Here is a 21911-nt window from a genome sequence, read left to right on the forward strand (position 1 = left end):
GGCGGCACAGGCGGGAGGCATCATGCAGCGGTGGCGGGGAGTGGAGGCGGCCGGTGGCGGCTGGGGCCGCGCGGTGGTCACCATCGGGGTGTTCGACGGCATCCACCGCGGGCATCAGGCAACCATCGGGCACGCCGTCAAGCGGGCCCGTGACCTCGGTATCCAGTCCGTGGTGGTGACCTTCGACCCGCATCCGGCGGAGGTGGTGCGGCCCGGTAGCCATCCGGCGGTACTCACCGGGCCGGCCCGCAAGGCCGAGCTGATCGAATCGCTCGGCGTGGACGTGCTCTGCGTGCTGCCGTTCACCGTCGAGTTCTCCCGGCTGACCGCCGAGCAGTTCGTCCACGACCTGCTGGTCGAGCACCTGCACGCCGCCGTGGTGGTGGTGGGGGAGAACTTCCGGTTCGGGCACCGGGCCACCGGCGACGTCGCGCTGCTGGCGCGGCTCGGTCGCCGGTTCGGGTTCGCCGTGGAGGACGCCAGCCTGGTCACCGACAGCGGCACGGTCTTCTCGTCGACGTACATCCGGGCCTGTATCGACGCCGGGGACGTGACCGCCGCCGCCGCCGCGCTCGGCCGGCCGCACCGCCTCGAAGGGGTGGTGGTCCGTGGCGACCGTCGCGGCCGGGAGATCGGCTTTCCCACCGCGAACCTGCTCACCCCGCGATACGCGGCGGTGCCGGCGGACGGCATCTACGCGGCCCGGCTGGTGCGCTCGGACGGCCCGGTCCGCCCGGACGGGCTCAGCGGCGGAGGCCCCGGACTGCCGGCCGCCGCCTCCATCGGCACCAACCCCACCTTCGCCGGCCGCGACCGCCGGGTGGAGGCGTACGTCCTCGACTTCGACCGGGACATCTACGGCGAGCAGGTGGCGATCGACTTCGTCGCCCGGTTGCGGGAGACCCGCCGGTTCGACGGGGTCGGTCCGTTGGTCGCCCAGATGAACGAGGACGTCGCCCAGGTCCGGACGGTGCTCGGGGCCTGACCCGACCCGTACGGTGCTCGGGGCCTGACCCGAGCCGACTAGCGGGGGCCTGGCCCCCGGCGTCGGCAACCCCGGTGGGCAGCGGCGATACGACGCACCGTGGCCTTGCCGGCCCCCGTGCCGACCGGCTGGTAGCCTGAACGCAGCGTCGGACCACCGACGATTCGTCTCGCCTGCCTGCACGACGCCGCGGGCGCGAGGCGAGGGACGACCCCACACAGATTCAGGGAGACCATGGCGCTCGATCAGGAAGCCAAGCGCAAGATCCGCGAGGAGTACGCCACCGCCGACGCGGACACCGGTTCGCCGGAGGTCCAGGTCGCGGTGCTCACCAAGCGGATCGCCGACCTCACCGGGCACCTCAAGGTGCACAAGCAGGACCACCACAGCCGTCGTGGTCTGCTGCTGCTGGTCGGCCGGCGCCGCCGGCTGCTCAACTACCTGCAGAAGAAGGACATCAACCGCTACCGGTCGCTCATCGAGCGGCTCGGCCTGCGGCGGTGACGTAGCGGCGCGGCGGCGGCCGTCCGCGGCCCCGCCGCGCCACACCACCACCATTCGACACCGGGCACCACGACCCCACCCGTCGAAGGGAGCCGGTCAACGTACCGGTCCTCGGTAGTGGCCCCCGGGCCAGCCGGCCATCACGCCGGCTCCCCCGGGCGCTTCGATCGATGACCGGCCGGTTGAGCAGCTCCCCGAGGTCGTGGCCCCACGACGCGTAAAGGAGCGCGACCCAACCATGACCGAGCAGCACAATCTCGGCACCCAACGCAGCACCGCCGTGATCGACAACGGAGCCTTCGGCACCCGCGAGGTCACCTTCTCCGCCGGGCGGCTGGCCCGCCAGGCCGCCGGCTCGGTGATCGCCCAGCTGGGCGACACCGTGGTGCTCTCCGCGACCACCGCCAGCAAGCAGCCGCGTGAGCACCTCGACTTCTTCCCGCTCACCGTCGACGTCGAGGAGCGGATGTACGCCGCCGGGCGGATCCCCGGCTCGTTCTTCCGCCGCGAGGGTCGGCCGAGCGAGGAGGCGATCCTCACCTGCCGGCTGACCGACCGGCCGCTGCGCCCGACGTTCGCCAAGGGCCTGCGCAACGAGGTCCAGGTGGTGGCCACCGTGCTGGCGCTGGACCCGGCCCACCCGTACGACGTGATCGCGATCAACGCGGCATCGATGTCCACCAAGCTGTCCGGCCTGCCGTTCTCCGGGCCGATCGGGGCGACCCGGATCGCCCACGTCGACGGCGCGTGGGTGGCCTTCCCGACCCTGGACGAGCTGTCCCGGGCCACCTTCGACATGGTGGTCGCCGGCCGGGCCCTGCCGGACGGTGACGTGGCGATCATGATGGTCGAGGCCGAGGCCACTCCGCACGCGGTCGGGCTGATCGCCGGTGGCGCCACCGCCCCCACCGAGGACGTGGTGGCCAGCGGGCTGGAGGCGGCCAAGCCGACCATTCGCGAGCTGTGCCGGGCGCAGAGCGAGCTGGCCGAGGTGGCGGCGAAGCCGGTCGCCGACTTCCCGGTCTTCCTCGACTACGGTGACGACGCCTACGACGCGGTCGTGGCCGCCGGCCGCGACGAGGTCGCCGAGGCGTTGAAGATCGCCTCGAAGGCGGAGCGTGAGGACGCGCTGGACCGGATCAAGGACAAGGTCGCCGGTGAGCTCGGCGAGCGGTTCGAGGGCCGGGAGAAGGAGATCAGCGCGGCCTTCCGGTCGTTGACCAAGTCCGAGGTCCGGGCCCGGGTGCTGCGCGAGCAGGTACGCATCGACGGCCGTGGCCCGCGAGACATCCGCCCGCTCACCGCCGAGGTCGGGGTGCTGCCCCGGGTGCACGGCTCGGCGCTGTTCGAGCGCGGCGAGACGCAGATCCTCGGGGTCAGCACGCTGAACATGCTGCGGCTGGAGCAGACGCTGGACACCCTCTCCCCGGAGAAGTCCAAGCGCTACATGCACAACTACAACTTCCCGCCGTACTCCACCGGCGAGACCGGCCGGGTCGGTTCGCCGAAGCGGCGGGAGATCGGCCACGGTGCGCTCGCCGAGCGGGCCCTGGTGCCGGTGCTGCCGACGCGTGAGGAGTTCCCGTACGCGATCCGCCAGGTGTCCGAGGCGCTCGGCTCCAACGGTTCGACGAGCATGGGCTCGGTCTGTGCCTCCACGCTGTCGCTGCTGTCTGCCGGGGTGCCGCTGAAGGCCCCGGTGGCCGGGATCGCGATGGGCCTGATCTCCGACGAGGTCGACGGGCAGACCCGGTACGTCACGCTGACCGACATCCTCGGCGCCGAGGACGCGTTCGGCGACATGGACTTCAAGGTGGCCGGCACCCCCGAGTTCGTCACCGCGCTGCAGTTGGACACCAAGCTCGACGGCATCCCGTCGGACGTGCTCGCCGGCGCCCTGCAGCAGGCCCGCGAGGCCCGGATGACCATCCTGGAGGTCATGCGCCAGGCGATCGAGGGCCCGGCCGCGATGAGCGAGCACGCCCCCCGGGTGACCACGGTGAAGATCCCGGTCGACAAGATCGGCATGGTGATCGGCCCGAAGGGCCAGACCATCAACGCGATCCAGGACGAGACCGGCGCGGACATCTCGATCGAGGACGACGGCACCATCTACGTCGGCGCCACCAACGGGCCGGCCGCCGAGGCCGCCGTCGAGCGGATCAACGCGATCGCCAACCCGACGCTGCCGAAGGTGGGCGACAAGTTCCTCGGCACGGTCGTCAAGACCGCCGCGTTCGGCGCGTTCATCTCGCTGCTGCCCGGCCGCGACGGCCTGCTGCACATCTCCAAGGTGGGCGACGGCAAGCGGGTCGAGCGGGTCGAGGACCACCTCAACGTCGGCGACAAGGTCGAGGTGCAGATCGCCGACATCGACGCCCGGGGCAAGATCTACCTGGACAAGGTCCGCCCGGAGGGCGCCGAGGCGCCGGCCGCGTCCGACGGCGGCGAGCGTCCCGGTGGCCGCGACCGTGGCGACCGTGGGCCGCGTGACCGTGGTGACCGGGACCGTGGCGACCGGGGCCCCAGCCGGGGCGACGGTGGCGAGGGCGGCGAGCGCCGCCGACGTAACCGGCACAGCTGACGCCGGCCGAGATGGCCAGGACCGAACCGGTCACCGGCCGGGGCCTGTCCCGGCCGGTGACCCGGACACTCACCGCCGACCCGTTGGGCGGCACGGTACGCCGTACCGTGCTGCCCAACGGGCTGCGGGTGATCACCGAGGCGATTCCGGCGATGCGCAGCGTGTCGTTCGGCGTGTGGGTCGGGGTGGGCTCGCGCGACGAGACCCCGGCCCGATCCGGTGCGTCGCACTTCCTGGAACACCTGCTGTTCAAGGGGACGAAGCGGCGTACCGCGTGGGATATCTCGTCGCAGATCGAGGCCGTCGGCGGCGAGACCAACGCGTTCACCACCAAGGAGTACACCTGCTACTACGCCCGGGTGCTCGACGAGGACCTGCCGCTGGCCGTCGACGTCGTCTGTGACCTGGTGGCCAACTCGGTGATCGACCCGGCCGACGTGGAGACCGAACGTGGCGTGATTCTCGAAGAGATCGCCATGCACGACGACGAGCCCGACGACGAGGTTCACGACCTGCTCGCCGAGGCCGTCTTCGGCCCGCATCCGCTCGGCCGGTTGATCTCCGGCACCGAGGCGACGATCTCGGCGTTGACCCGCCGGCAGATCCACGACTTCTACCGGCGGCGCTACACGCCCGGCGCGATGGTGATCGCCGCCGCCGGCAACCTTGACCACCGGGCGGTGGTCCGCCAGGTACGGGCGGCGCTGCGGGGCAGCCCGTTGGACGCCGAACGGCCCGGTGCGCCGGCGCCGCCACGCCCGGCGACCCCGGCGGTGCGTACCCGTCGGTCCCGCACGGTGCTGCGCCGCAAGGAGACCGAGCAGGCCCATCTGGTGCTCGGCGGCCCGGGTATCAGTCGTGGCGACGACCGTCGGTTCGCGCTCGGGGTGCTGAACAACGTCGTCGGCGGTGGCATGTCCAGCCGGCTGTTCCAGGAGGTGCGGGAACGCCGAGGGCTGGCGTACTCGGTCTACTCGTACGCCAGCCAGTACGCCGACGGCGGGACGTTCGCCGTCTACGCCGGTTGTGCGCCGAGCCGGGTCGACGAGGTGCTGGAGCTGGTCCGGGCGGAGCTGGCGGCGGTCGTCGAGCACGGGCTGAGCGCCGACGAGCTGGCCCGGGGCAAGGGTATGAGCCGCGGTGGGTACGTGCTGGGCCTGGAGGACACCGGGTCCCGGATGGGTCGGCTGGCCAAGGGGGAGCTGCTCTACGGCGAGCAGTTGACCGTGGACCAGCTGCTCGCACGGGTGGCGGCGGTGACCGCCGAACAGGTCGGCGCAATCGCTGCCGAGCTGCTCACCCGGCCGATGTCCCTGGCGGTGATCGGCCCGGTGGAGTCCGCGACGTTGGCCGGCGCGCAGTCTCCGCCGGTGGGGTAGGCGCTGGCCGGATCGCCGTCCCCGCCGGTGGGATAGGTTGTGCCGGTGAGCGAATACGGTACGAATGTGACAGTCTCCCCGGGCGGGTCCGGGGCGGCCGCCCGGTCGTCCGCCGCACCGGTCCGGGTCGGCGTGCTGGGGGCGCGCGGCCGGATGGGCGTGCAGGTCTGCCGAGCGGTCGAGGGGGCCGACGGACTCGAACTCGTCGCCACGATCGACGAGGGTGACCGGTTGTCCGACGCCTCGGACGCCGCCGCAGAGGTGGTCGTCGACTTCACCAACCCCGACGCGGTGCTGGACAACCTGCGCTGGTGCATCGACCAAGGGATCAATGTGGTCGTCGGGACCAGCGGGTTCACCGATCAGCGCCTCGACCTGGTCCGCTCCTGGCTGTCCGGCAAGCCCGAGGTCGGCGTGGTGATCGCCCCCAACTTCGGCATCGGCGCGGTGCTGATGATGCAGTTCGCGGCGAAGGCGGCGCGGCACTTCGAGTCCGTGGAGATCATCGAGCAGCACCACCCGGCGAAGGTGGACGCGCCCAGCGGCACCGCCGGGCACACCGCGCGGGTGATCGCGGCGGCCCGGGCCGCCGCCGGGTCGGCCGCGATGCCGGACGCCACCACCGCCGAGGTGCCGGGCGCGCGGGGCGCGGACATCGACGGGATCCGGGTGCACTCGGTACGGGCGGCCGGCCTGGTCGCGCACCAGGAGGTGCTGTTCGGCACGGCGGGGGAGACCCTGACGATCCGGCACGACTCCTACGACCGGGCGTCGTTCATGCCGGGGGTGCTGCTGGCGGTACGGGCGGTGACGCGCCGCCCCGGGCTGACCGTCGGGCTGGACAGCCTGCTCGACTGAGCCCTACCGGGTCCTGCTGCCAGGCTCTGGTGGGTCCTGCTGCCGGGCCCTGCCGGGTCGTGCGGCTGGCCGGGTCACTGCTCCTCGGCAGCCGCCGGTGGGACCGCCACGTGCAGCCGTAGCTGCGGGACCAGCATGTCGGCCACGTCCAACGCCCGCGTCGCCCCGTCCGGCTCCCAGCCGGCCGAGCCGAGGAACTTGCGGGTCGCCGGGTCCCGTTCGTACGCCCAGGCGAGCGCGGTGTCGAAGCCGTCGGTGCGCCACAGGTCCACGGCGGCGGCGAGCAGTCGGCTGCCGTGTCCCCGCCGGCCCCAGCGCGGCTCGACCAGCAGGTCGGTGACGGCGGCGACCCGGTCACCGAGCGCCTCGGCCGGTTCCTCGGGAGCCAGTGCCTGCTCGTCGGGCGGGCCGGACGCGGTGAAGCCCACCAGATAGGATTGCTCGGCCTGCTCGACGGCGACCAGCACCCGGTGCCGCTGCGACGGCGGATCGTTGATCGCGGCGTCCCACCGCTGCGCCAGCCAGTCCTCGTCCACCTCGTCGAGCACCTGCCGGGGCAGCAGCCGCCGGTAGGCGACCCGCCAGGTGGTCAACTGGATGCGGGCGATCTCACCAGCGTCGCCCGGTCGGGCAGGACGGACATATCCGAGCGCCATGAGTGGTCAGCGTACGGACAGGGGGGCGGCCATGCCGCAGCGGGCCGCCGGGGGCACCGGCCGGCGGGTGGCTATCGTGGTGGCCCTCGCGGTCGTCGTCGCCGGCTTCCTCGCCGTCGCCGCCGAACGGCACGGCTTCTTCGACCTCAAGGTCTACTACGGGGCGATGCGCCACTGGCTGCGCGACGGCGGCGAACTCTACGACCACATGAAGCCGTTCAGCCAGTACGGGTTCACCTACCCGCCGTTCGCCGCGCTGGTGATGTCGCCGATGGCGGTCCTGCCGTGGCATCTGGCGATCGTGGTGAGCGTGACGCTCGCCGTGGTGACCAGCGCGCTGGTGCTGTGGTGGCTGGTCGACCCGATCTCCCGCCGCGAGGGCTGGACCCGCTGGTTCGCCTTCGCCGTCGCCGCCTGCCTGGTCGCCGCGTACGAGCCGATGCGCGAGACGGTGAACTTCGGCCAGGTCAACACGCTGCTGCTGGTCCTGGTCGCGGCCGACCTGCTGTGGCTGGTCGCGGCCGGGTCGCCGGTGCCGCCGCGCTGGCGCCGGTTCGCGGGGGTCGGGGTCGGCCTGGCGACGGCGATCAAGCTGACCCCGGGCATCTTCATCGTCTACCTGCTGGTCACCCGGCGGTGGCGGGCGGCGGTCACCGCCGCCGGGACGGCGACCGTGGCGACCCTGGTCGCGGCGGCGGTCGCGCCGGACGCGTCCCGGGAGTTCTGGACGCAGGCCCTGTGGAACACCGACCGGGTCGGTGCGCTGGACTTCGTCTCCAACCAGTCGTTGCGCGGGGTCGTCGCCCGGATCGATCCGCTGCATCCGAGTACCGTCGCCTGGCTGGTGCTGGTGCTGGTCACGTTGATCTGGTGGGCGTGGCGGTGCCGGCGCGCGGTCGCCGCCGGTGACGAGGCGACCGGGCTGGCGTTGACCGGCGTGGTCGGCTGCCTGGTCAGCCCGGTCACCTGGGTGCATCATCTGGTGTGGTTGCTGCCGGCGCTGATCCTGCTGGTGGACAACGGGCTCGCCGCGTCGCGGGGCAGCCGGCGGCGTCGGGCGTTGCTCGGCTTCGCCACGGTCGGCTATCTGCTGCTGATCAGCCGGCTGGTGTGGATCTGGCGCGAGTCCGACGCCGCGAACGTGGCCGGCTTCGTCGGCAGCAACGCGTACGTGTGGGTGAGCCTGGGGCTCCTGCTGTTCCTGCCGGTGCGCCAGCTGGACCGGTCCGCCCGCTGGCCGGCACCGGCCGCCGGTCGACCGATCACATCGAGGTGAGGCTGACGCACGTCATCTTTGCGTCTTGACGTGCGTCAGCCTCACCTCGATGCCGCGCACGGGGTGCGTGGGCGTGCAGCAGGTGGGCGAGTTGGAGGAACCGGTCGGTGTAGCGGCCGGTGATCCGTCGGAGCCGGGCGGTCTGCCGGTCGGTGGTGGTGTGGGCCACCGGGTACGGCAGCCACAGTGCCGCTCCGGCCCGGTCGACGGTGGTGTGGACGGTGCCGGAGGTCATCGCCTGGGTCAGGAGTCCGGGGCTGAGCCGCTGGTAGATGTGGCGCTGCTCGACGGGGTCGGGGATCAGCCAGCGGGCATCCGGGGTGTCGGCGAACGCGTCGGCCAGTATCCGGGCCAGGCGTGGCACGTCGTGCACCCCGGCCCGCCGTACCCGCACCGTGCCGGCGGGGCCGGCGGTCGCGGTCACCGCCGGCTCCGCCGGTCGTGCCGGCTCTGTCGTTCGTGCCGGCTCTGTCGGTCGTGCTGGCTGTGCCGGCTGCGTCCGTCGGCGGCGGCAACGTGTCGCACCAGCTGGTCGACCCCCGGCGGTACGGGGGTGAGCAGCTGCCGCAGTTGCCGCCGGGCGGTGAGCGTGTCCGCGCCGAGGATGTGGCCGCCGAGTCCGGTCGCCACGCAGAGTCGGGCCAGCGTGCTGTCGTGTGTGTTGAGGCGGGTGTGGCGGCGTACCCGCATCGTCAGCCGCGCCCACGGCCAGGCGGCGGCGTTGGTGTCGACCGGCGGGTAGACGGTGTCCCGACGCCACCACCAGCGGCGGACCGTGCGGGGCCGGACCAGCCCGGCGGCGGTGAGCCGGTCGGCGACGCTGCGGTAGGTGTGCCCGGCGAGCCGGTCGATCCAGGCGTCCGGTGGGTGCGGTGGGTCGGTGTCGATCCAGCGCAGCACTGTCCGCCCCCACGGGTCGACGGCACCCGGCGCGGCCGTGCCGGTGACGATGCTGCCGGTCGCGGCGACCGTGACCGCGCCGACGAAGGCGAGGTCGGCGAGCATCGCGGCGGCCAGCCCACGCCCGACGACCCCGGCCGGGACGCGCGGCTTGCCGGTCACGTCGTCGTGGGCGATCAGGAACAGCTCGTCGGCGAGCCAACCAGCCGGCGGCAACGGTACGGCCGGCTCCGCCAGCGCCGCCGGTGCCGCTGCGGGCGTGGTGGTGGACCAGTCGCGGGTGCAGGTGCGGTAGACGGTCACCGGCCGGCCCGCCTCGTCCAGGCCAGGAACCGGGTGAACAGCTCCCCCGGCGTCGCCTCGTCCGGCAGGTCGGCGATCGCCTCGACCATCCGTTCGGCCGCGTACATGCTGCGGGAGATCGGGTCCAGGTTCGCGGTCAACTCGGCGCGGGCGTACTCACACGGCCAGTCGACCTGCGGCCCGCACCCCGAACAGGACCAGATCGGCCGTACGGGCACGTGCAGCACGTCGTCCAGCCCGGTCACCGGTGCTGTGCCCCGGCCTGGTTGCGCCACCGCCGCCCGCGCGGACCCGACTGTGGTGGTGGGGTGGTGCCCCAGGTCCGCTCGATCGGGGCGGTGCAGTCCGGGCAGGTCAACGTCTGCCCGCACACCGGACACCACCGGTGCCGACACCGACACAACACGAACCCACCCACCACGCCAGCGAGAAAACCGGCCACGGTCGCAAGCAGAATCCACAACGCTCCTCCAACGGCCACTTGATCGACTTCAGTACAGCGGTTTCACGTGCAGCACGAGCGAGCGTCACAGCGTTGAATGTACGAGGTGATTGATCAACGACATGGCCGTCCGCCTGCGCCAGACCCACACTGGACGATGCCGACCTGAACCTGCAGGGGTAATCTGTCGCCTGAAGGCTGTAGGCAGCGACGGGCGACAGCGGGGAGGCCGCGATGACACCACAGCCAGGGGCTGCCGGCGAAAGCGACCCGACTCACTTCGGTAGCGCGGTCCGAAAACTCAGGGTCGGTCGCGAGTGGTCACTTCGCGATCTTGGCGAACGGATACGATTCAATCGCGGCTACATCGGGAAGGTAGAACAAGGCGACAAGTTTCCTGACCGGCAGTTCGCTGAACTCGCCGACCGGGCACTAGGTGCTAATGGTTCCCTGGTGGCAGCATGGCGAGACACAGCGGAGGAGCGACGAAAGGCTCTGGCGACAGGGCGGATGCTGACCGCCTCAACCAAGGACTCGCTGAAGATGATCGCAGCCGTGGAAGAGTCCATGGACCTGACCGATCTGGAGCAAGCTACGACCCGGCTCTCGATTGCATACCTTGGCACCGCTCCTGCACCGATGCTACATTCCGCTGTAGAGTTACGAGGCGATGTCCTACGCCGCCTACGAAGCCGCCAGTACCGGCCGAATGAACTGGCCGACCTGTATCAGATAGCTGGCCGCCTTCAAGGCGTTCTCGCATACGCCGCCCTCGACCTCGGAGACTCGGCGGTAGCGATGACACATGCAGATGCGGCGCTGGTCTGTGCCGAAAATTCAGGTGATCGCGAGCTCCGAGCCTGGGCGCGGGGAACCCAGAGCCTCATAGCCAGATTTGATAGCAACTATAGCCAAGCACTCGCGTCCGTCACGGACGGGCTCGCGCACTCAGCTGCTAGCGCAAGCAGACTTCGCCTAATATGCGGGTATGCCCAGTGTAAGGCGAATCTTGGCGACTCGGCAGGCAGCAACCGGGCCCTCGACCAAGTGCAACATGAGCGGGAAAAGTTGATCCCAAGAGCCTCGGAGCGCGGGATATTCGATTTCAGTGAGGCCAAACAGCACTATTATGCCGGCAGTAGCCTGATTTGGCTGGATGAAGCCTCAGACGCAGATCGGGCAGTCCGAGAAGCATCCGAGGCAATTCGGCTTTGGGAGAATGGTTCAGAGGAGGATCGGTCGCTAGACGACGAAGCACTGGCGCGCGTTTATCAGGGCACCGCCTACCTGAAGGTCGGCAAGCTGGACGAAGCTGCGGCAGCCATTCGTCCGGTGCTCGATCTTCCACCGGAGCGCCGGATTTCGTGGATCAATAAGCGTATCGGACGCATGGCCGACATACTCGGAGCCAAGCGCTTCACCGGGACTCGGAAGGCCGAACAATTGCGGGCCGAGATCCGTGCCTTCACTGAAATCACGTAGCCCGGATGACAGCTTTCCGATCGCCGGTCAACCGGCCAGGGTGAGGATCCGGCCGCCGGCGATCCGGGCCAGGTAGCGCACCTCGTCGAGCCCGACCGGGGTCTGCCCAGGTGAGCGGGGCACCTGATAGACGCTGCGTTCGCCGTCCGGGCGCAGCCCGGCCGCCTGGTAGAACCGCCGGGCCCGCTGGTTGCCGTCGAGCACCCACAGTCGCATCGTGCGCCAGCCCTGCCCAGTCAGCCCGGCGATCGATGCGGTGAGCAGGAGCCGACCGACCCCGGTGCCCCAGTGGGCGGGGTCGACGTACATGCTGACGATCTCGCCGTACGTCGGATCGAGTTGGTCCCGGTCCTGGTCGATCCGGTACGGGCCGAAGGTGCTGAACCCGACGATCTGCTCGCCTTCGGTGGCGACCAGGGTGCGGAACGGCTGCTCCGGGTCGGCGGTGCCGACGTCGCGGCGGCGCTGTGCCCAGGCGGCGACGTTGAGCCGGTCGAGCACGTCGGCCGGGATCAGGCCCGCGTAGCCGGCCTGCCACGCGCGCACGTGGACCCCGGCGATCGCGTCGGCGTCCTCCGGAGTCTCCTGCCTGACTTCTGGCATATGGGGATTTCTATCCTGTTTCACAACCGACGTCCAGCAGCGCCGGCCGGGTGTCGGCCGGCGCCGGACGCGGTGCGGCCAGCGGCGGCTAGAGCGCGGTCGGCGCGTGGCTAGAGCTGGACCACGTGGCCCACCCGGGGCGGGGTGCGGCCGGCGAGGACCTCCAGCCAGGCGCTGCGCAGGGCGTCCGGCCCGTGGCCGACCCTGATGTCGACCCATCCGGTGACGGTGGTGGCGAACCGCCGCCAGGCGTCGGCGAAGCGCCGGTCGAGGCCGTCGCGACCCCAGTCGACGGTGCGTTTGCGCATCTGGGCCGGGGCGAAGAAGACCTCGCCGGCGGCGTCGGCGTTCGGGGTCTGGTTGGTCAGACCCACCGCCACGTCCCGGACGAGCCGGTCGCCGAGGTGCGCGTGCAGGGCGGCGCGGATCGCCGGTACGCCGGACAGGTCGAGATAGACGGTCGGAACCTGGTCGAGCGCGGCCACGCCGCTGTACGGCAGCACCTGGTCGTAGCAGCCGAGTGACTCGGTGAAGGCGACGTTTCCGGGTGAGGTGAGGCCGACCAGCCGCGGGCCGCGGCCCCGCAACTCGAACGCGGCGGCGTACGCGGTCTTGCTGGAGGCGGAGGAGAGCACCACGGTCGAGGCGCCGTGGCAGTCGTTGTCGACGAGATGGTCGGCGAGCATGAACGAGGTGAAGAAGAGCGGCCGGTAGAGGATCAGCAGGTCCTCCTCGTCGGCGCGGTACGCTTCGTCGCCTGTGGTCAGCCGGTACGCGTTGTAGGGCGACGGGAGTTCGCCCCGGTGTTCGCTGACGTCGCGGAACCCGGCCGGGTCGAGCCTGCCGGGACGCACGACCAGGTGGCGGGCGGGCGGCAGGTAGCCGTAGAGCCGCTGGCCGGCGGTCACCCCGGTGACTCTCGACGCGACCACCTCGGCGAATCCCCAGAGCGGAACGAGTCCGTGGTCCGGCCCCAGCCCGTGCGGCTCGGGCGGGAAGAACCGCCAGTATCGCAGGGCGTCGCCGAGTACCGCGTACGTCACATTGTTCGCGGTCACCCCGACCCGGTCGACTCGTAGCACCGCTTCGCCGTCGGCGGGGTCGGGTGCCGGCCTGTCGACCAGGACGGTCCGGGTGAGGTCGTCGCGCGCGACCGCCAATGTCCAGCTGGGAGCCATGACGCGACGCTAGGGCAGGTGGCGACGACCGCACAACGTTCCAGCGGGCAGGCCGGTGATTCTGCCGATGCGGTACGCGGACGGCGCCACAGAGACTGATGTGTGTCGATAGCCTTCCGTCCTTGAGGAGGATCTGGCATGCGTCCCACCATCATGAGCGGTGCGCGTCCCGTCCCGGGCTTCGTGACCCGGCTCTGCCTGACCGTCGCGTTGGTTGCCGTCGCGGGTGTCGCGGCGGCCGCCCCGGCGCAGGCGCAGACCAACCCGTACCAGCGCGGCCCGGCACCCACGCACGCGATCCTGGAAGCCAGCCGCGGCCCGTTCGCCACCAGCCAACAGTCGGTCTCGTCGCTGGTCAGCGGCTTCGACGGCGGGGTCATCTACTATCCGACGACCACCAGTGAGGGAACCTTCGGCGCGGTCGCCATCTCGCCCGGCTACACCGCGAGCTGGTCGAGTCTTGCCTGGCTCGGCCCGCGGATCGCCTCCCACGGTTTCGTGGTCATCGGCATCGAGACCGAGAGCCGGTTCGACCAGCCGGGCAGCCGGGGTCGCCAGCTGCTGGCCGCGCTCGACTACCTGGTCGACCGGAGCCCGGTGCGGAGCCGGATCGACCCGGACCGGCTCGCGGTGGCTGGTCACTCCATGGGCGGCGGGGGCAGCCTGGAGGCCGCCGTCGACCGGCCGTCGCTGCGGGCCGCGGTGCCGATCGCACCGTGGAACACGGACAAGACCTGGACCACCGTCGCGGTGCCGACGCTGATCGTCGGCGGCGAGTACGACACGATCGCCCCGGTCTACAGCCACGCGAAGCCCTTCTACGACTCGATCCCGGCCTGGACCGAGAAGGCGTACCTGGAGCTGAACGGCGAGGGGCATCTCTTCCCACAGGTCCCGAACACCGAGCTGGCCAAGCAGGGGGTGGCCTGGCTGAAGCGCTTCGTGGACGACGACACCAGGTACACGCAGTTCCTCTGCCCGGGGCCGTCGGGTCTGGCGATCGAGGAGTACCGCAGCACCTGTCCCTTCTGATCCGGCCGGCGGGCGGGGTGCGGGGTGGTGGCCGACCGGGCGACCACCCCGCACCGGTTCCGTCACCCCGTGCTGCTTCCGTGTCCGCGACCTGTCGGCTAAATTGCAGTCAGAGTGCAGAAACTATTCTCGGAGGTTGCCGTGCCGGACACCGACGCCGACACCGACACCGACCAGCTCCGTGACTCGGACCAGCCCGGCGACCCGGATCAGCTCCGCGACCCGGATCAGCTGCGTGGTGTGGTGGCCGGGTTCCTCCGCCGGCACGACCGGACCGGGGACCGGACCGCCTTCCTGCGGGCCCGGTTCGATGCCGGCCTGGCCTGGGTGCATCATCCCGTCGGACTAGGCGGGCTGGGCCTGCCCTGGCATCTGCAGGCGGTCGTCGACGACGAGTTCACCCGGGCGGGTGCCCCGGACAACCGCCCGCGCCGCAACAGCATCGGTCTCGGGATGGCGGCGCCGACACTGCTGCGGCACGGCACACCGCAGCAGCAGCGGCGCTGGCTGCGGCCGCTCTGGACCGGTGAGGAGATCTGGTGCCAGCTGTTCAGCGAGCCCGACGCCGGCTCCGACCTGGCCGCGGTGGCGACCCGCGCCGAGCGGTCCGGCGACGGTTGGCTGGTCGACGGTCAGAAGGTCTGGACGTCGCTCGCCCACCGGGCCCGGTGGGCGATCCTGCTCGCCCGCACCAGCTCCACCGGCCGGCGCCACGCCGGGCTGACCTACTTCATCTGTGACATGACCGCACCGGGAGTGCAGGTGCGTCCGCTGCGCCAGCTGACCGGTGAGGCCGAGTTCAACGAGGTCTTCCTCACCGGGGTCCGGCTGCCCGACGCCATGCGGATCGGTGAGGTCGGCGAGGGCTGGCAGGTCGCCCGTACCACGCTGATGAACGAGCGGGTCGCCATCGGTGGCCGGCCGCTGGCCCGCGAAGGCGGCATGATCGGCGTTCTCACCGACGTGTGGCGCCGGCATCCGGAGATTCGGCGTACCGGCCCGCACCAGGATCTGCTGCGGCTGTGGGTCCGGGCCGAGGCGGCCCGGCTGACCGCGCTGCGCCTGCGTCAGCAACTGGTCGCGGGGCAGCCCGGACCGGAGGGCTCCGCGGTGAAGCTCAGCTTCGCCGAGCTGAACCAGCTGATCAGCGGCCTGGAGATCGAGGTACGTGGCGCGGCCGGTCTGCGGCACGACGACTGGACGATGCGCCGCCCCGAGGAGCCGGACCTGCTCGGCCGGACCGCCGCCTACCGCTACCTGCGGGCCCGCGGCAACTCCATCGAAGGTGGAACCTCGGAGATCCTGCGCAATGTCATCGCCGAGCGGGTGCTCGGCCTGCCGAGCGAACCCCGGGTGGACCGATGACGAACCTGCTCTACGACGAGACCGAGGAGGCGCTGCGGGCGAGTGTCCGCGCGCTGTGCGCGGCGGTCAGCCCGACCGGGCGCGTGCTGGCTTGGTTGGCCGCCGACGAGCCGTACGACCCGCGACTCTGGCAGCGGCTCGCCGACGAGCTGGGCGTCGTCGGGCTGGCGGTGCCCGAGGAGTACGGCGGTGCCGGCGCCGGTCTTCGGGAGGTCGCCGTGGTCCTGGAGGAGCTGGGCCGGGCCGTGGCGCCGGTGCCCTATCTGGGCAGCGCGGTGGTCGCCACCCGGGCCCTGCTGCGCTGCGGTGCGACCGAGCTGCTCGCCCCGGTCGCGGCCGGTCGTACCCGCGCGGTGCTGGTGGTGCCGGTGTCCACCGCACCGGGAGACGACTGGCCGACGTTCGAGGTCGGGCCTGCGGCGGCACCGGGCGCGGGCTCCGGCTCGGCGACTGTCTCCGGCTCGGCGACCGTTTCCGGCGCGGTGGCCGGTGTCGCCGACGCGCTCCCCGCCGATCTGCTGCTCGTCCCGGCCCGGGACGGGCTCTACGCGGTCCGGGCCTCCGGCCCGGGGGTGCGGATCTCCCCGGTGGTGTCGCTGGACGGCACCCGGCCGCTCGGCGACGTCGACCTGACCGCCGCCCCGGCGGTCCGGCTCGCCGACGGCTCGGCAGCAGTCGTGGCCGTGCGCGACGGCTTGGTGGCCGGTGCGGCGATGCTCGCGTCGGAGCAGGTGGGGGTCGCCGAGTGGTGTCTGGACAGTACGGTCCGCTACGTCCGCGAGCGGTTCCAGTTCGGTCGCCCGGTCGGCTCGTTCCAGGCGGTCAAGCATCGGCTGGCCGATGTCTGGGTGGGTATCGTCGAGGCCCGCGCGGTGGCCCGGTACGCCGCTGACCGCGTCGCCGCGACGCAGCCACCGGGCCCGGCACCCGTCGACGCCGAGACGGAGCTGGCGGCGGCCGTCGCCGCGGCGCACTGCTCGGCGGTCGCGGTCACCGCAGCGGAGACCTGCGTGCAGTTGCACGGCGGCATCGGGTTCACCTGGGAGCACCCGGCCCACCTGTTCCTGAAACGGGCCAGGAGCAACGCCGTCATGTTCGGTACGCCCGACCGGCACCGCGCGGCGCTGGCCCGGCTGGTCGACCTGCCCGGCCCGGACGTGGCCTGACCGGACGTGCTCGGCCCGGTCGGCCGGCCCACGACCGCCGTCGAGTCAAAGATCATGCATCGGTAATGCATGATCTTTGATCATCCTCTGATGGTCGACCTGAGCCCTCAATCTGGTTCCAAGCAGGTTACACAGTTGCTTCGCGGGTGTTGACCTGGTGATCCAAAAACGTACACTGTCAGTGTAATTAATTCCCCCGGCCAAGGGACGGGCGATGGGACGAGGACTCGGACTGCGAAACGTCGGGGTGCGCTTCGGTGGGCTCACCGCCCTCGACGACGTCTCCCTCGACGTGCCGCCCGGCACCGTGACCGGGGTGATCGGCCCGAACGGCGCCGGCAAGACCACCCTGTTCAACGTCGTCTGTGGATTCGTGTCGCCGGACGTCGGCACAATGACCCTGGACGGGCAGCCGTTCCGGCCGCGCCCGCACCGGCTCACCCGACTCGGGATCGCCCGCACCCTGCAGGGCACCGGACTCTTCGCCGGGCTCACCGTCCTGGAGAACGTGATGACCGGGGCCAACCACCGCGCCCGGACCGGCTTCCTCGCCGCCCTGTTCGCCCTGCCCCGGGCCGACCGTGACGAACGGCGGCTGCGTGCTGAGGCGCTCGACGCCCTCGACCGGCTCGGCGTCGCCGCACACGCGGCACGACTGCCGGGCACCCTGCCGTTCGCGGTCCGCCAGCGGGTGGCACTGGCCCGGGCACTCGTCGCCCGTCCCCGGCTGCTGCTGCTCGACGAGCCAGCCGGCGGGCTCGGCGACGAGGACGTCAGGCAACTCGCCGACCTGATCCGCGACCTGCCCGGACGGACCGTCGACCCCTGCGCGGTGCTGCTCGTCGAGCACCACATGGACCTGGTCATGTCCACCTGCGACCAGGTCGTCGTGCTGGACTTCGGTCGGGTCGTCGCGACCGGCACCCCTGAGCAGGTCCGCGCCGCTCCCGCAGTCGTCGAGGCGTACCTCGGCGCGGCGGTCGACGACCCGGCCCCCACACCCGGAACCCGGTCGGCCGCGGCACCGCAACCGCCCGCGACAGCGGACGGGCGGTGACCCCGTGACCGCCCAGGAGCTGCTCACCGTCCGGGACCTGGCCGCCGGGTACGGGGCCGTGCCGGTCCTGCGCGACGTCGACCTGACCATCCACGCCGGCACCATCGTCGCCGTGGTGGGTGCCAACGGCGCCGGCAAGACGACGCTGCTGCGGACCCTCTGCGGCATGGTCCCGGCGAGCGCGGGACAGGTGGTGCTCGCCGGCGCGGACCTGCGCGGCGTACCGGTCGAGGAGGTGGTACGGCGGGGCATGGCGCACGTGCCGGAAGGGCGTGGGGTGATCGGCGAGCTGACCGTCCACGAGAACCTGCGGCTCGGTGGGCTCTGGCGGCGCGACCGGGCCGACGCGGCCCGTGCCCTCGACGAGGTCTATCAGCTCTTCGAACCGCTGGCCCGGCGGCGCCGATGGCACGGCCACCAGCTCTCCGGCGGGGAGCGGCAGATGCTCGCCCTCGGTCGGGCGCTCGTCGCCCGTCCCCGGCTGCTGCTGCTCGACGAACCGTCACTCGGCCTGGCACCCCGGGTGATCACCCAGATCATGGCGCTGCTCCGGCGGCTGCGGGACGAGACCGGACTGACCGTCCTGCTCGTCGAGCAGAACGTCCACGGCGCACTCTCCGTCGCCGACGAGGCGGTGGTCATGTCCCTGGGCCGGATCGTCGTGCGGGCTCCCGCCGCCCGACTGCGCGACGACGAATCGCTGCGCCACCACTATCTCGGGTTCTGACCGCCGAATCCCGGATCTCCGACCGCACCAGGAGGCCCCGTTGGACCGCTTCCTCTTCCTCACCCTCGACGGGCTGTCGCGAGGCGCGGTCTACGCCGCGTTCGCGCTGGCCCTCGTCCTGATCTGGCGGGCCGCCCGGGCGGTCAACTTCGCCCAGGGCGCGATGGCCGCCGCCACCGCGTACGTCGGCTACGGCGTCGCCGCCGCGACCGGCTCGTACTGGATCGGCTTCCTGACCGCGATCGCCGCCGGTCTGCTGCTCGGCGCCGCCGTCGAGCGGATCGTCATGCGGCACGTCGGGCACGCCTCCCCGCTCAGCCCGGTGATCGTGGCGCTCGGACTGGTCCTGGTCATCCAGGCCGCGCTGGGCATCGTGTACGGCAACGAGTTCCGCCCGGCGCCTACGCCGCTGTCCCGCTCCGCCGTCACGATCGGCGGGCTGCGCCTGCTCTCCCCGTACGACCTGTTCGTCTTCGGCGCCGTCGGGGTCGTCGTGGTCGCGCTGGCGTGGATCTTCGCCCGGACCGCCGTCGGCCTGCGGATGCGGGCGGCGGCCTTCGCCCCGGACGTGGCCCGGTTGCTCGGGGTACGGGTCGGCGGGATGCTCACCCTCGGCTGGGCACTCGCGTCGGCCGTCGGGGCGCTCGCCGCGATGCTGATCGTCCCCACCGAGCTCGGCCTGCACCCGAACGCGATGGACCTGGTCTTCGTCTCGGCGTTCACCTCGGCCGTGGTCGGTGGCCTGGAGAGCCCGCCCGGGGCGGTGGTCGGTGGCCTCGCCGTCGGTCTGGCCCTGTCCTACGTGGGCGGCTACGTGGGCAGCGACGTCACCCCGCTCGCCGTCCTGACACTGCTGCTGGCGGTGCTGCTGATCCGACCGGGCGGACTGTTCGCCACGACGACGGCGAGGCAGGTGTGAGCGCCTACACGCTGCCCCGTCACCTCGGCCTGCTCGTTCTCGGCGCGCTGGCGGTGCTGGCGACCAGCTACCTGCTGGAGCCGTACCGGCTGTTCCAGGCCGCGACCGTGGCCGCCTTCCTCTGCGCCACCGCCGGCCTGACCATCCTCACCGGCCTGAGTGGGCAGCTCTCCCTCGGCCACGGTGCGCTGATGGCGGTCGGCGCCTACAGCCTGGCGCTCAGCCAGCGTGCCCTTGCCGAGCGCGGCCTGACCGGCGGCGGGGCACTGCCGATCTCGCTGCTGGTGGCGGTGCTGGTCACCACCGCCCTCGGCGCGGTGATCGGGGTGGCGGCCGCCCGCATCCGGGGGCCCTACCTGGCGGGCGTCACGCTGACCGTGGCGATCGCGGTGCCCGCGCTGACGGTCACCTTCAGTGGGGTCTTCAATGGCGAGCAGGGGCTCGCGGTGCCGCTAGCGCCACCGCCGGCCGTCCTCGGGCCGTACTTCCCGTACGAGCGGTGGCAGCTCTGGCTGGCGGCGGCGGTGACCCTGCTCGCGTTGCTGCTGCTGACGAACCTGGTCCAAAGCCGGTACGGCCGGCTGCTGCGCGCGGTCCGCGACGACGAGGTCGCCGCCGGCCTGGCCGGCCTGCCGGTTGCCGGCATCCGGGTGCTCGCCTTCGTGGTCAGCGCCGCCGCCGCCGGACTTGGCGGGGCACTGCTCGCGTTGCTGACCCAGAACGTCTCCCCGGGAGCGTTCTCGCTGGCCCTGTCGCTCTCGTTGCTGACGGCGGTGGTGGTCGGCGGGCTCGGCCGGCTCGCCGGAGCAGCCTGGGGCGCGCTGCTGCTGGTGGCGTTGCCGGAGCTGACCCACAGCCTCGCCGAGGCGCTGCCGTTGACACCGGCGCTGGCGCACCGGATGGAGGGCAACCTGCCGTTGGCGATCTTCGGGCTCACCCTCGTCCTCGTCGTGATCGTCGCACCCGGTGGGGTGCAGGGGCATCTGTCCCGGCTGGCCCATGCCGCGTGGACCCGGCTGCCGCACCGGGCGGCACCACCGACCACGTGACCACCTGACCACGTGACCACCTGACCACCCGACCGCCGCACCGTCCGTGACCCGCACCCGCACCCGCACCTGTACCGACCCGCACCTGTACCGACCCGCACCGATCAAGCACACCGTCATGACCACGCCAGCATCGAGAGAGGTGTCCGTCGATGTCACCCACCCTTCGTCGCGGTCTCGCGTCCGCCGCGTCCCTGACCCTGCTCCTCGGTCTCGCCGCCTGCGGCGCCGATCCCGGTGACGATTCCGGCGTCGCGACGCCCGGCGTCACCGACACCGAGATCCTGGTCGGCACCCACATGCCGTTGACCGGGCCGGCCTCGGCCGGATACTCCACGATCGCGCCCGCCACCCGGGCGTACTTCGAGCACGTCAACGAGGCCGGTGGGGTGTACGGCCGGAAGATCAACTACAAGATCATGGACGACGGCTACAACCCGGCCACCACTCAGCAGGTGGTGCGGGAACTCGTCCTGCGGGACGGCGTCTTCGCCGTCCTCAACGGGCTCGGTACCCCTACCCACACGGGCGTGCTCGACTTCCTGCACACCAACCGGGTCCCCGATCTGTTCGTCGCCTCGGGCAGCCGTACCTGGGACCAGCCGCAGAAGTATCCCGGCACCTTTGGATTCAACCCGGACTACATCGTCGAAGGGAAGATCCTGGCCAGCCACGTGGCGGAGAACTTCGCCGGCAGAACGGTCTGCTTCTTCGGCCAGGATGACGACTTCGGCCGGGACAGCCTGGTCGGGGTGGAGAAGATCCTGGGCCCGGTGACCGACAAGCAGACGTACGTCACCAGCAACACCAACGTGGCACCACAGATCGGTGCGCTCAAGGCCGCCGGCTGTCAGGTGGTGATCCTGGCGACGGTGCCCGGTTTCACCGCGCTCGCCATCGGCACCGCTGCCCGGATCGGCTTCCAACCGCAGTGGCTGGTCTCGAACGTCGGCGCCGACCACCTGACCCTCGCCAGCCAACTCGGTGAGGCGGCCGGGCTGCTGGAGGGCCTGATCGGCGTCAACTACCTGCCGATGCACAACGACGAGACGAACCCGTGGATCGTGCTGTTCCGCCAGATCCACGAGAAGTACAACGCCGACGCGCCGTTCGACGGCAACACTGTGTACGGGATGGCGGTCGGCTACCTCTTCGTCCAGGCGCTCCAGGCGGCCGGACCCGATCTGACCCGTACGGCGCTGGTCGAGGCGGTCGAGCGGGGCGGCTTCGAAGGCCCGGGACTGGCCCCGTTGCGCTTCTCCGCCACCGACCACTCCGGGTACGGCGGGCAGCGGCTGACCCGGGTCAGCGGTGGGACGCAGGAGTACTTCGGGCCGACGTACGAGACGGATCCGGCCGACGGTCCGGTGAACGAGTACCCCGGCGAGTCGGCCACCCCGCCGGCCGACGGGATTCCGTCGGCGCCCTGAGCCGCCTGCGGCGGCG

General features: G+C 71.7%; 21 protein-coding genes. 15 read left to right on the forward strand and 6 right to left on the reverse strand.

Annotated features, from left to right (window positions below; translation table 11 throughout):
- The first annotated feature begins 22 nt into the window (after positions 1–22).
- From ACN27J_RS31825 to dapB, 5 genes are all read left to right on the forward strand, one after another.
- Positions 23–985, forward strand: coding sequence for a bifunctional riboflavin kinase/FAD synthetase (locus tag ACN27J_RS31825; RefSeq protein WP_278167963.1), 963 nt, complete (start codon positions 23–25; stop codon positions 983–985).
- 234 nt (positions 986–1219) lie between these two features.
- Complete coding sequence (gene rpsO / locus ACN27J_RS31830) at positions 1220–1489, forward strand: 30S ribosomal protein S15 (RefSeq protein WP_123600601.1); 270 nt, start codon at positions 1220–1222, stop codon at positions 1487–1489.
- 238 nt (positions 1490–1727) lie between these two features.
- Positions 1728–4073 carry a polyribonucleotide nucleotidyltransferase gene (locus tag ACN27J_RS31835; RefSeq protein ID WP_421371849.1) on the forward strand — a complete coding sequence of 782 codons (2346 nt, stop codon included), beginning with the start codon at positions 1728–1730 and terminating at the stop codon, positions 4071–4073.
- An 11-nt stretch (positions 4074–4084) separates the two neighbouring features.
- Positions 4085–5452 carry a M16 family metallopeptidase gene (locus ACN27J_RS31840; RefSeq protein ID WP_421371850.1) on the forward strand — a complete coding sequence of 456 codons (1368 nt, stop codon included), beginning with the start codon at positions 4085–4087 and terminating at the stop codon, positions 5450–5452.
- A gap of 66 nt (positions 5453–5518) precedes the next feature.
- Entirely contained in the window at positions 5519–6310 is a 792-nt protein-coding gene (gene dapB, locus ACN27J_RS31845) for a 4-hydroxy-tetrahydrodipicolinate reductase (protein ID WP_421371851.1), read from the forward strand.
- A 74-nt stretch (positions 6311–6384) separates the two neighbouring features.
- Here dapB and ACN27J_RS31850 read toward each other — a convergent pair whose 3' ends face one another.
- Complete coding sequence (locus tag ACN27J_RS31850) at positions 6385–6966, reverse strand: GNAT family N-acetyltransferase (RefSeq protein ID WP_421371852.1); 582 nt, start codon at positions 6964–6966, stop codon at positions 6385–6387.
- A 31-nt stretch (positions 6967–6997) separates the two neighbouring features.
- On the opposite strand from ACN27J_RS31850, the gene ACN27J_RS31855 reads away from it, so the two are divergent.
- Positions 6998–8242, forward strand: a complete 1245-nt coding sequence (locus tag ACN27J_RS31855) for a glycosyltransferase 87 family protein (protein WP_421371853.1) — start codon at positions 6998–7000, stop codon at positions 8240–8242.
- Here ACN27J_RS31855 and ACN27J_RS31860 read toward each other — a convergent pair.
- From ACN27J_RS31860 to ACN27J_RS31870, 3 genes are read right to left on the reverse strand one after another with little or no spacing between them, the layout of a single operon-like run.
- A complete protein-coding gene (locus ACN27J_RS31860) occupies positions 8229–8666 on the reverse strand; it encodes a hypothetical protein (RefSeq protein ID WP_421371854.1) in 438 nt (145 codons plus the stop codon). The two genes, ACN27J_RS31855 and ACN27J_RS31860, sit on opposite strands and share 14 nt — an antisense overlap.
- The gene (locus ACN27J_RS31865) at positions 8663–9445 is read right to left on the reverse strand and encodes a GOLPH3/VPS74 family protein (protein ID WP_421371855.1); all 783 of its coding nucleotides are present in this window, start codon (positions 9443–9445) and stop codon (positions 8663–8665) included. The genes ACN27J_RS31860 and ACN27J_RS31865 overlap by 4 nt, the downstream gene beginning before the upstream one ends.
- Positions 9442–9816 (reverse strand): hypothetical protein, encoded by a 375-nt coding sequence (locus ACN27J_RS31870; RefSeq protein WP_421371856.1) that lies wholly within the window; start codon positions 9814–9816, stop codon positions 9442–9444. The genes ACN27J_RS31865 and ACN27J_RS31870 overlap by 4 nt, the downstream gene beginning before the upstream one ends.
- A gap of 305 nt (positions 9817–10121) precedes the next feature.
- Between ACN27J_RS31870 and ACN27J_RS31875 the strand changes: the two genes are divergently transcribed.
- Positions 10122–11369 carry a helix-turn-helix domain-containing protein gene (locus tag ACN27J_RS31875; protein ID WP_421371857.1) on the forward strand — a complete coding sequence of 416 codons (1248 nt, stop codon included), beginning with the start codon at positions 10122–10124 and terminating at the stop codon, positions 11367–11369.
- 27 nt (positions 11370–11396) lie between these two features.
- Here the strand turns inward: ACN27J_RS31875 and ACN27J_RS31880 are convergent, their stop codons facing one another.
- Both ACN27J_RS31880 and ACN27J_RS31885 read right to left on the reverse strand, forming a co-directional pair.
- Positions 11397–11972: a GNAT family N-acetyltransferase gene (locus ACN27J_RS31880; RefSeq protein ID WP_421371858.1), complete on the reverse strand. Its 576-nt coding sequence runs from the start codon at positions 11970–11972 to the stop codon at positions 11397–11399.
- 110 nt (positions 11973–12082) lie between these two features.
- A complete protein-coding gene (locus ACN27J_RS31885; protein ID WP_421371859.1) occupies positions 12083–13150 on the reverse strand; it encodes a DUF2855 family protein in 1068 nt (355 codons plus the stop codon).
- Positions 13151–13288: 138 nt separating this feature from the next.
- On the opposite strand from ACN27J_RS31885, the gene ACN27J_RS31890 reads away from it, so the two are divergent.
- From ACN27J_RS31890 to ACN27J_RS31925, 8 genes are all read left to right on the forward strand, one after another.
- Positions 13289–14182: an alpha/beta hydrolase family protein gene (locus tag ACN27J_RS31890; protein ID WP_421371860.1), complete on the forward strand. Its 894-nt coding sequence runs from the start codon at positions 13289–13291 to the stop codon at positions 14180–14182.
- Positions 14183–14323: 141 nt separating this feature from the next.
- Positions 14324–15547: an acyl-CoA dehydrogenase family protein gene (locus ACN27J_RS31895; protein ID WP_421371861.1), complete on the forward strand. Its 1224-nt coding sequence runs from the start codon at positions 14324–14326 to the stop codon at positions 15545–15547.
- Positions 15544–16713 (forward strand): acyl-CoA dehydrogenase family protein, encoded by a 1170-nt coding sequence (locus ACN27J_RS31900; protein ID WP_421371862.1) that lies wholly within the window; start codon positions 15544–15546, stop codon positions 16711–16713. The genes ACN27J_RS31895 and ACN27J_RS31900 overlap by 4 nt, the downstream gene beginning before the upstream one ends.
- A gap of 214 nt (positions 16714–16927) precedes the next feature.
- A complete protein-coding gene (locus ACN27J_RS31905) occupies positions 16928–17770 on the forward strand; it encodes an ABC transporter ATP-binding protein (RefSeq protein WP_421371863.1) in 843 nt (280 codons plus the stop codon).
- A gap of 4 nt (positions 17771–17774) precedes the next feature.
- Complete coding sequence (locus ACN27J_RS31910) at positions 17775–18497, forward strand: ABC transporter ATP-binding protein (protein WP_421371864.1); 723 nt, start codon at positions 17775–17777, stop codon at positions 18495–18497.
- Positions 18498–18537: 40 nt separating this feature from the next.
- Entirely contained in the window at positions 18538–19416 is an 879-nt protein-coding gene (locus tag ACN27J_RS31915; RefSeq protein ID WP_421371865.1) for a branched-chain amino acid ABC transporter permease, read from the forward strand.
- Complete coding sequence (locus ACN27J_RS31920) at positions 19413–20465, forward strand: branched-chain amino acid ABC transporter permease (protein WP_421371866.1); 1053 nt, start codon at positions 19413–19415, stop codon at positions 20463–20465. Before ACN27J_RS31915 ends, ACN27J_RS31920 begins: the two co-directional genes overlap by 4 nt.
- Positions 20466–20617: 152 nt before the next feature.
- Positions 20618–21895, forward strand: coding sequence for an ABC transporter substrate-binding protein (locus ACN27J_RS31925; protein ID WP_421371867.1), 1278 nt, complete (start codon positions 20618–20620; stop codon positions 21893–21895).
- Positions 21896–21911 lie beyond the last annotated feature (16 nt).

This window comes from Solwaraspora sp. WMMB762 (assembly GCF_049179115.1).
Lineage (GTDB): Bacteria > Actinomycetota > Actinomycetes > Mycobacteriales > Micromonosporaceae > Micromonospora_E.

Coding starts and splice junctions, on each gene's coding strand:
- ACN27J_RS31885 (WP_421371859.1), bottom strand. CDS start 13,150: ATGGCTCCCAGCTGGACATTGGCGGTCGCGCGCGACGACCTCACCCGG.
- ACN27J_RS31850 (WP_421371852.1), bottom strand. CDS start 6,966: ATGGCGCTCGGATATGTCCGTCCTGCCCGACCGGGCGACGCTGGTGAG.
- ACN27J_RS31890 (WP_421371860.1), top strand. CDS start 13,289: ATGCGTCCCACCATCATGAGCGGTGCGCGTCCCGTCCCGGGCTTCGTG.
- ACN27J_RS31875 (WP_421371857.1), top strand. CDS start 10,122: ATGACACCACAGCCAGGGGCTGCCGGCGAAAGCGACCCGACTCACTTC.
- rpsO (WP_123600601.1), top strand. CDS start 1,220: ATGGCGCTCGATCAGGAAGCCAAGCGCAAGATCCGCGAGGAGTACGCC.
- ACN27J_RS31825 (WP_278167963.1), top strand. CDS start 23: ATGCAGCGGTGGCGGGGAGTGGAGGCGGCCGGTGGCGGCTGGGGCCGC.
- ACN27J_RS31855 (WP_421371853.1), top strand. CDS start 6,998: ATGCCGCAGCGGGCCGCCGGGGGCACCGGCCGGCGGGTGGCTATCGTG.
- ACN27J_RS31925 (WP_421371867.1), top strand. CDS start 20,618: ATGTCACCCACCCTTCGTCGCGGTCTCGCGTCCGCCGCGTCCCTGACC.
- ACN27J_RS31905 (WP_421371863.1), top strand. CDS start 16,928: ATGGGACGAGGACTCGGACTGCGAAACGTCGGGGTGCGCTTCGGTGGG.
- ACN27J_RS31835 (WP_421371849.1), top strand. CDS start 1,728: ATGACCGAGCAGCACAATCTCGGCACCCAACGCAGCACCGCCGTGATC.
- ACN27J_RS31840 (WP_421371850.1), top strand. CDS start 4,085: ATGGCCAGGACCGAACCGGTCACCGGCCGGGGCCTGTCCCGGCCGGTG.
- ACN27J_RS31900 (WP_421371862.1), top strand. CDS start 15,544: ATGACGAACCTGCTCTACGACGAGACCGAGGAGGCGCTGCGGGCGAGT.
- ACN27J_RS31880 (WP_421371858.1), bottom strand. CDS start 11,972: ATGCCAGAAGTCAGGCAGGAGACTCCGGAGGACGCCGACGCGATCGCC.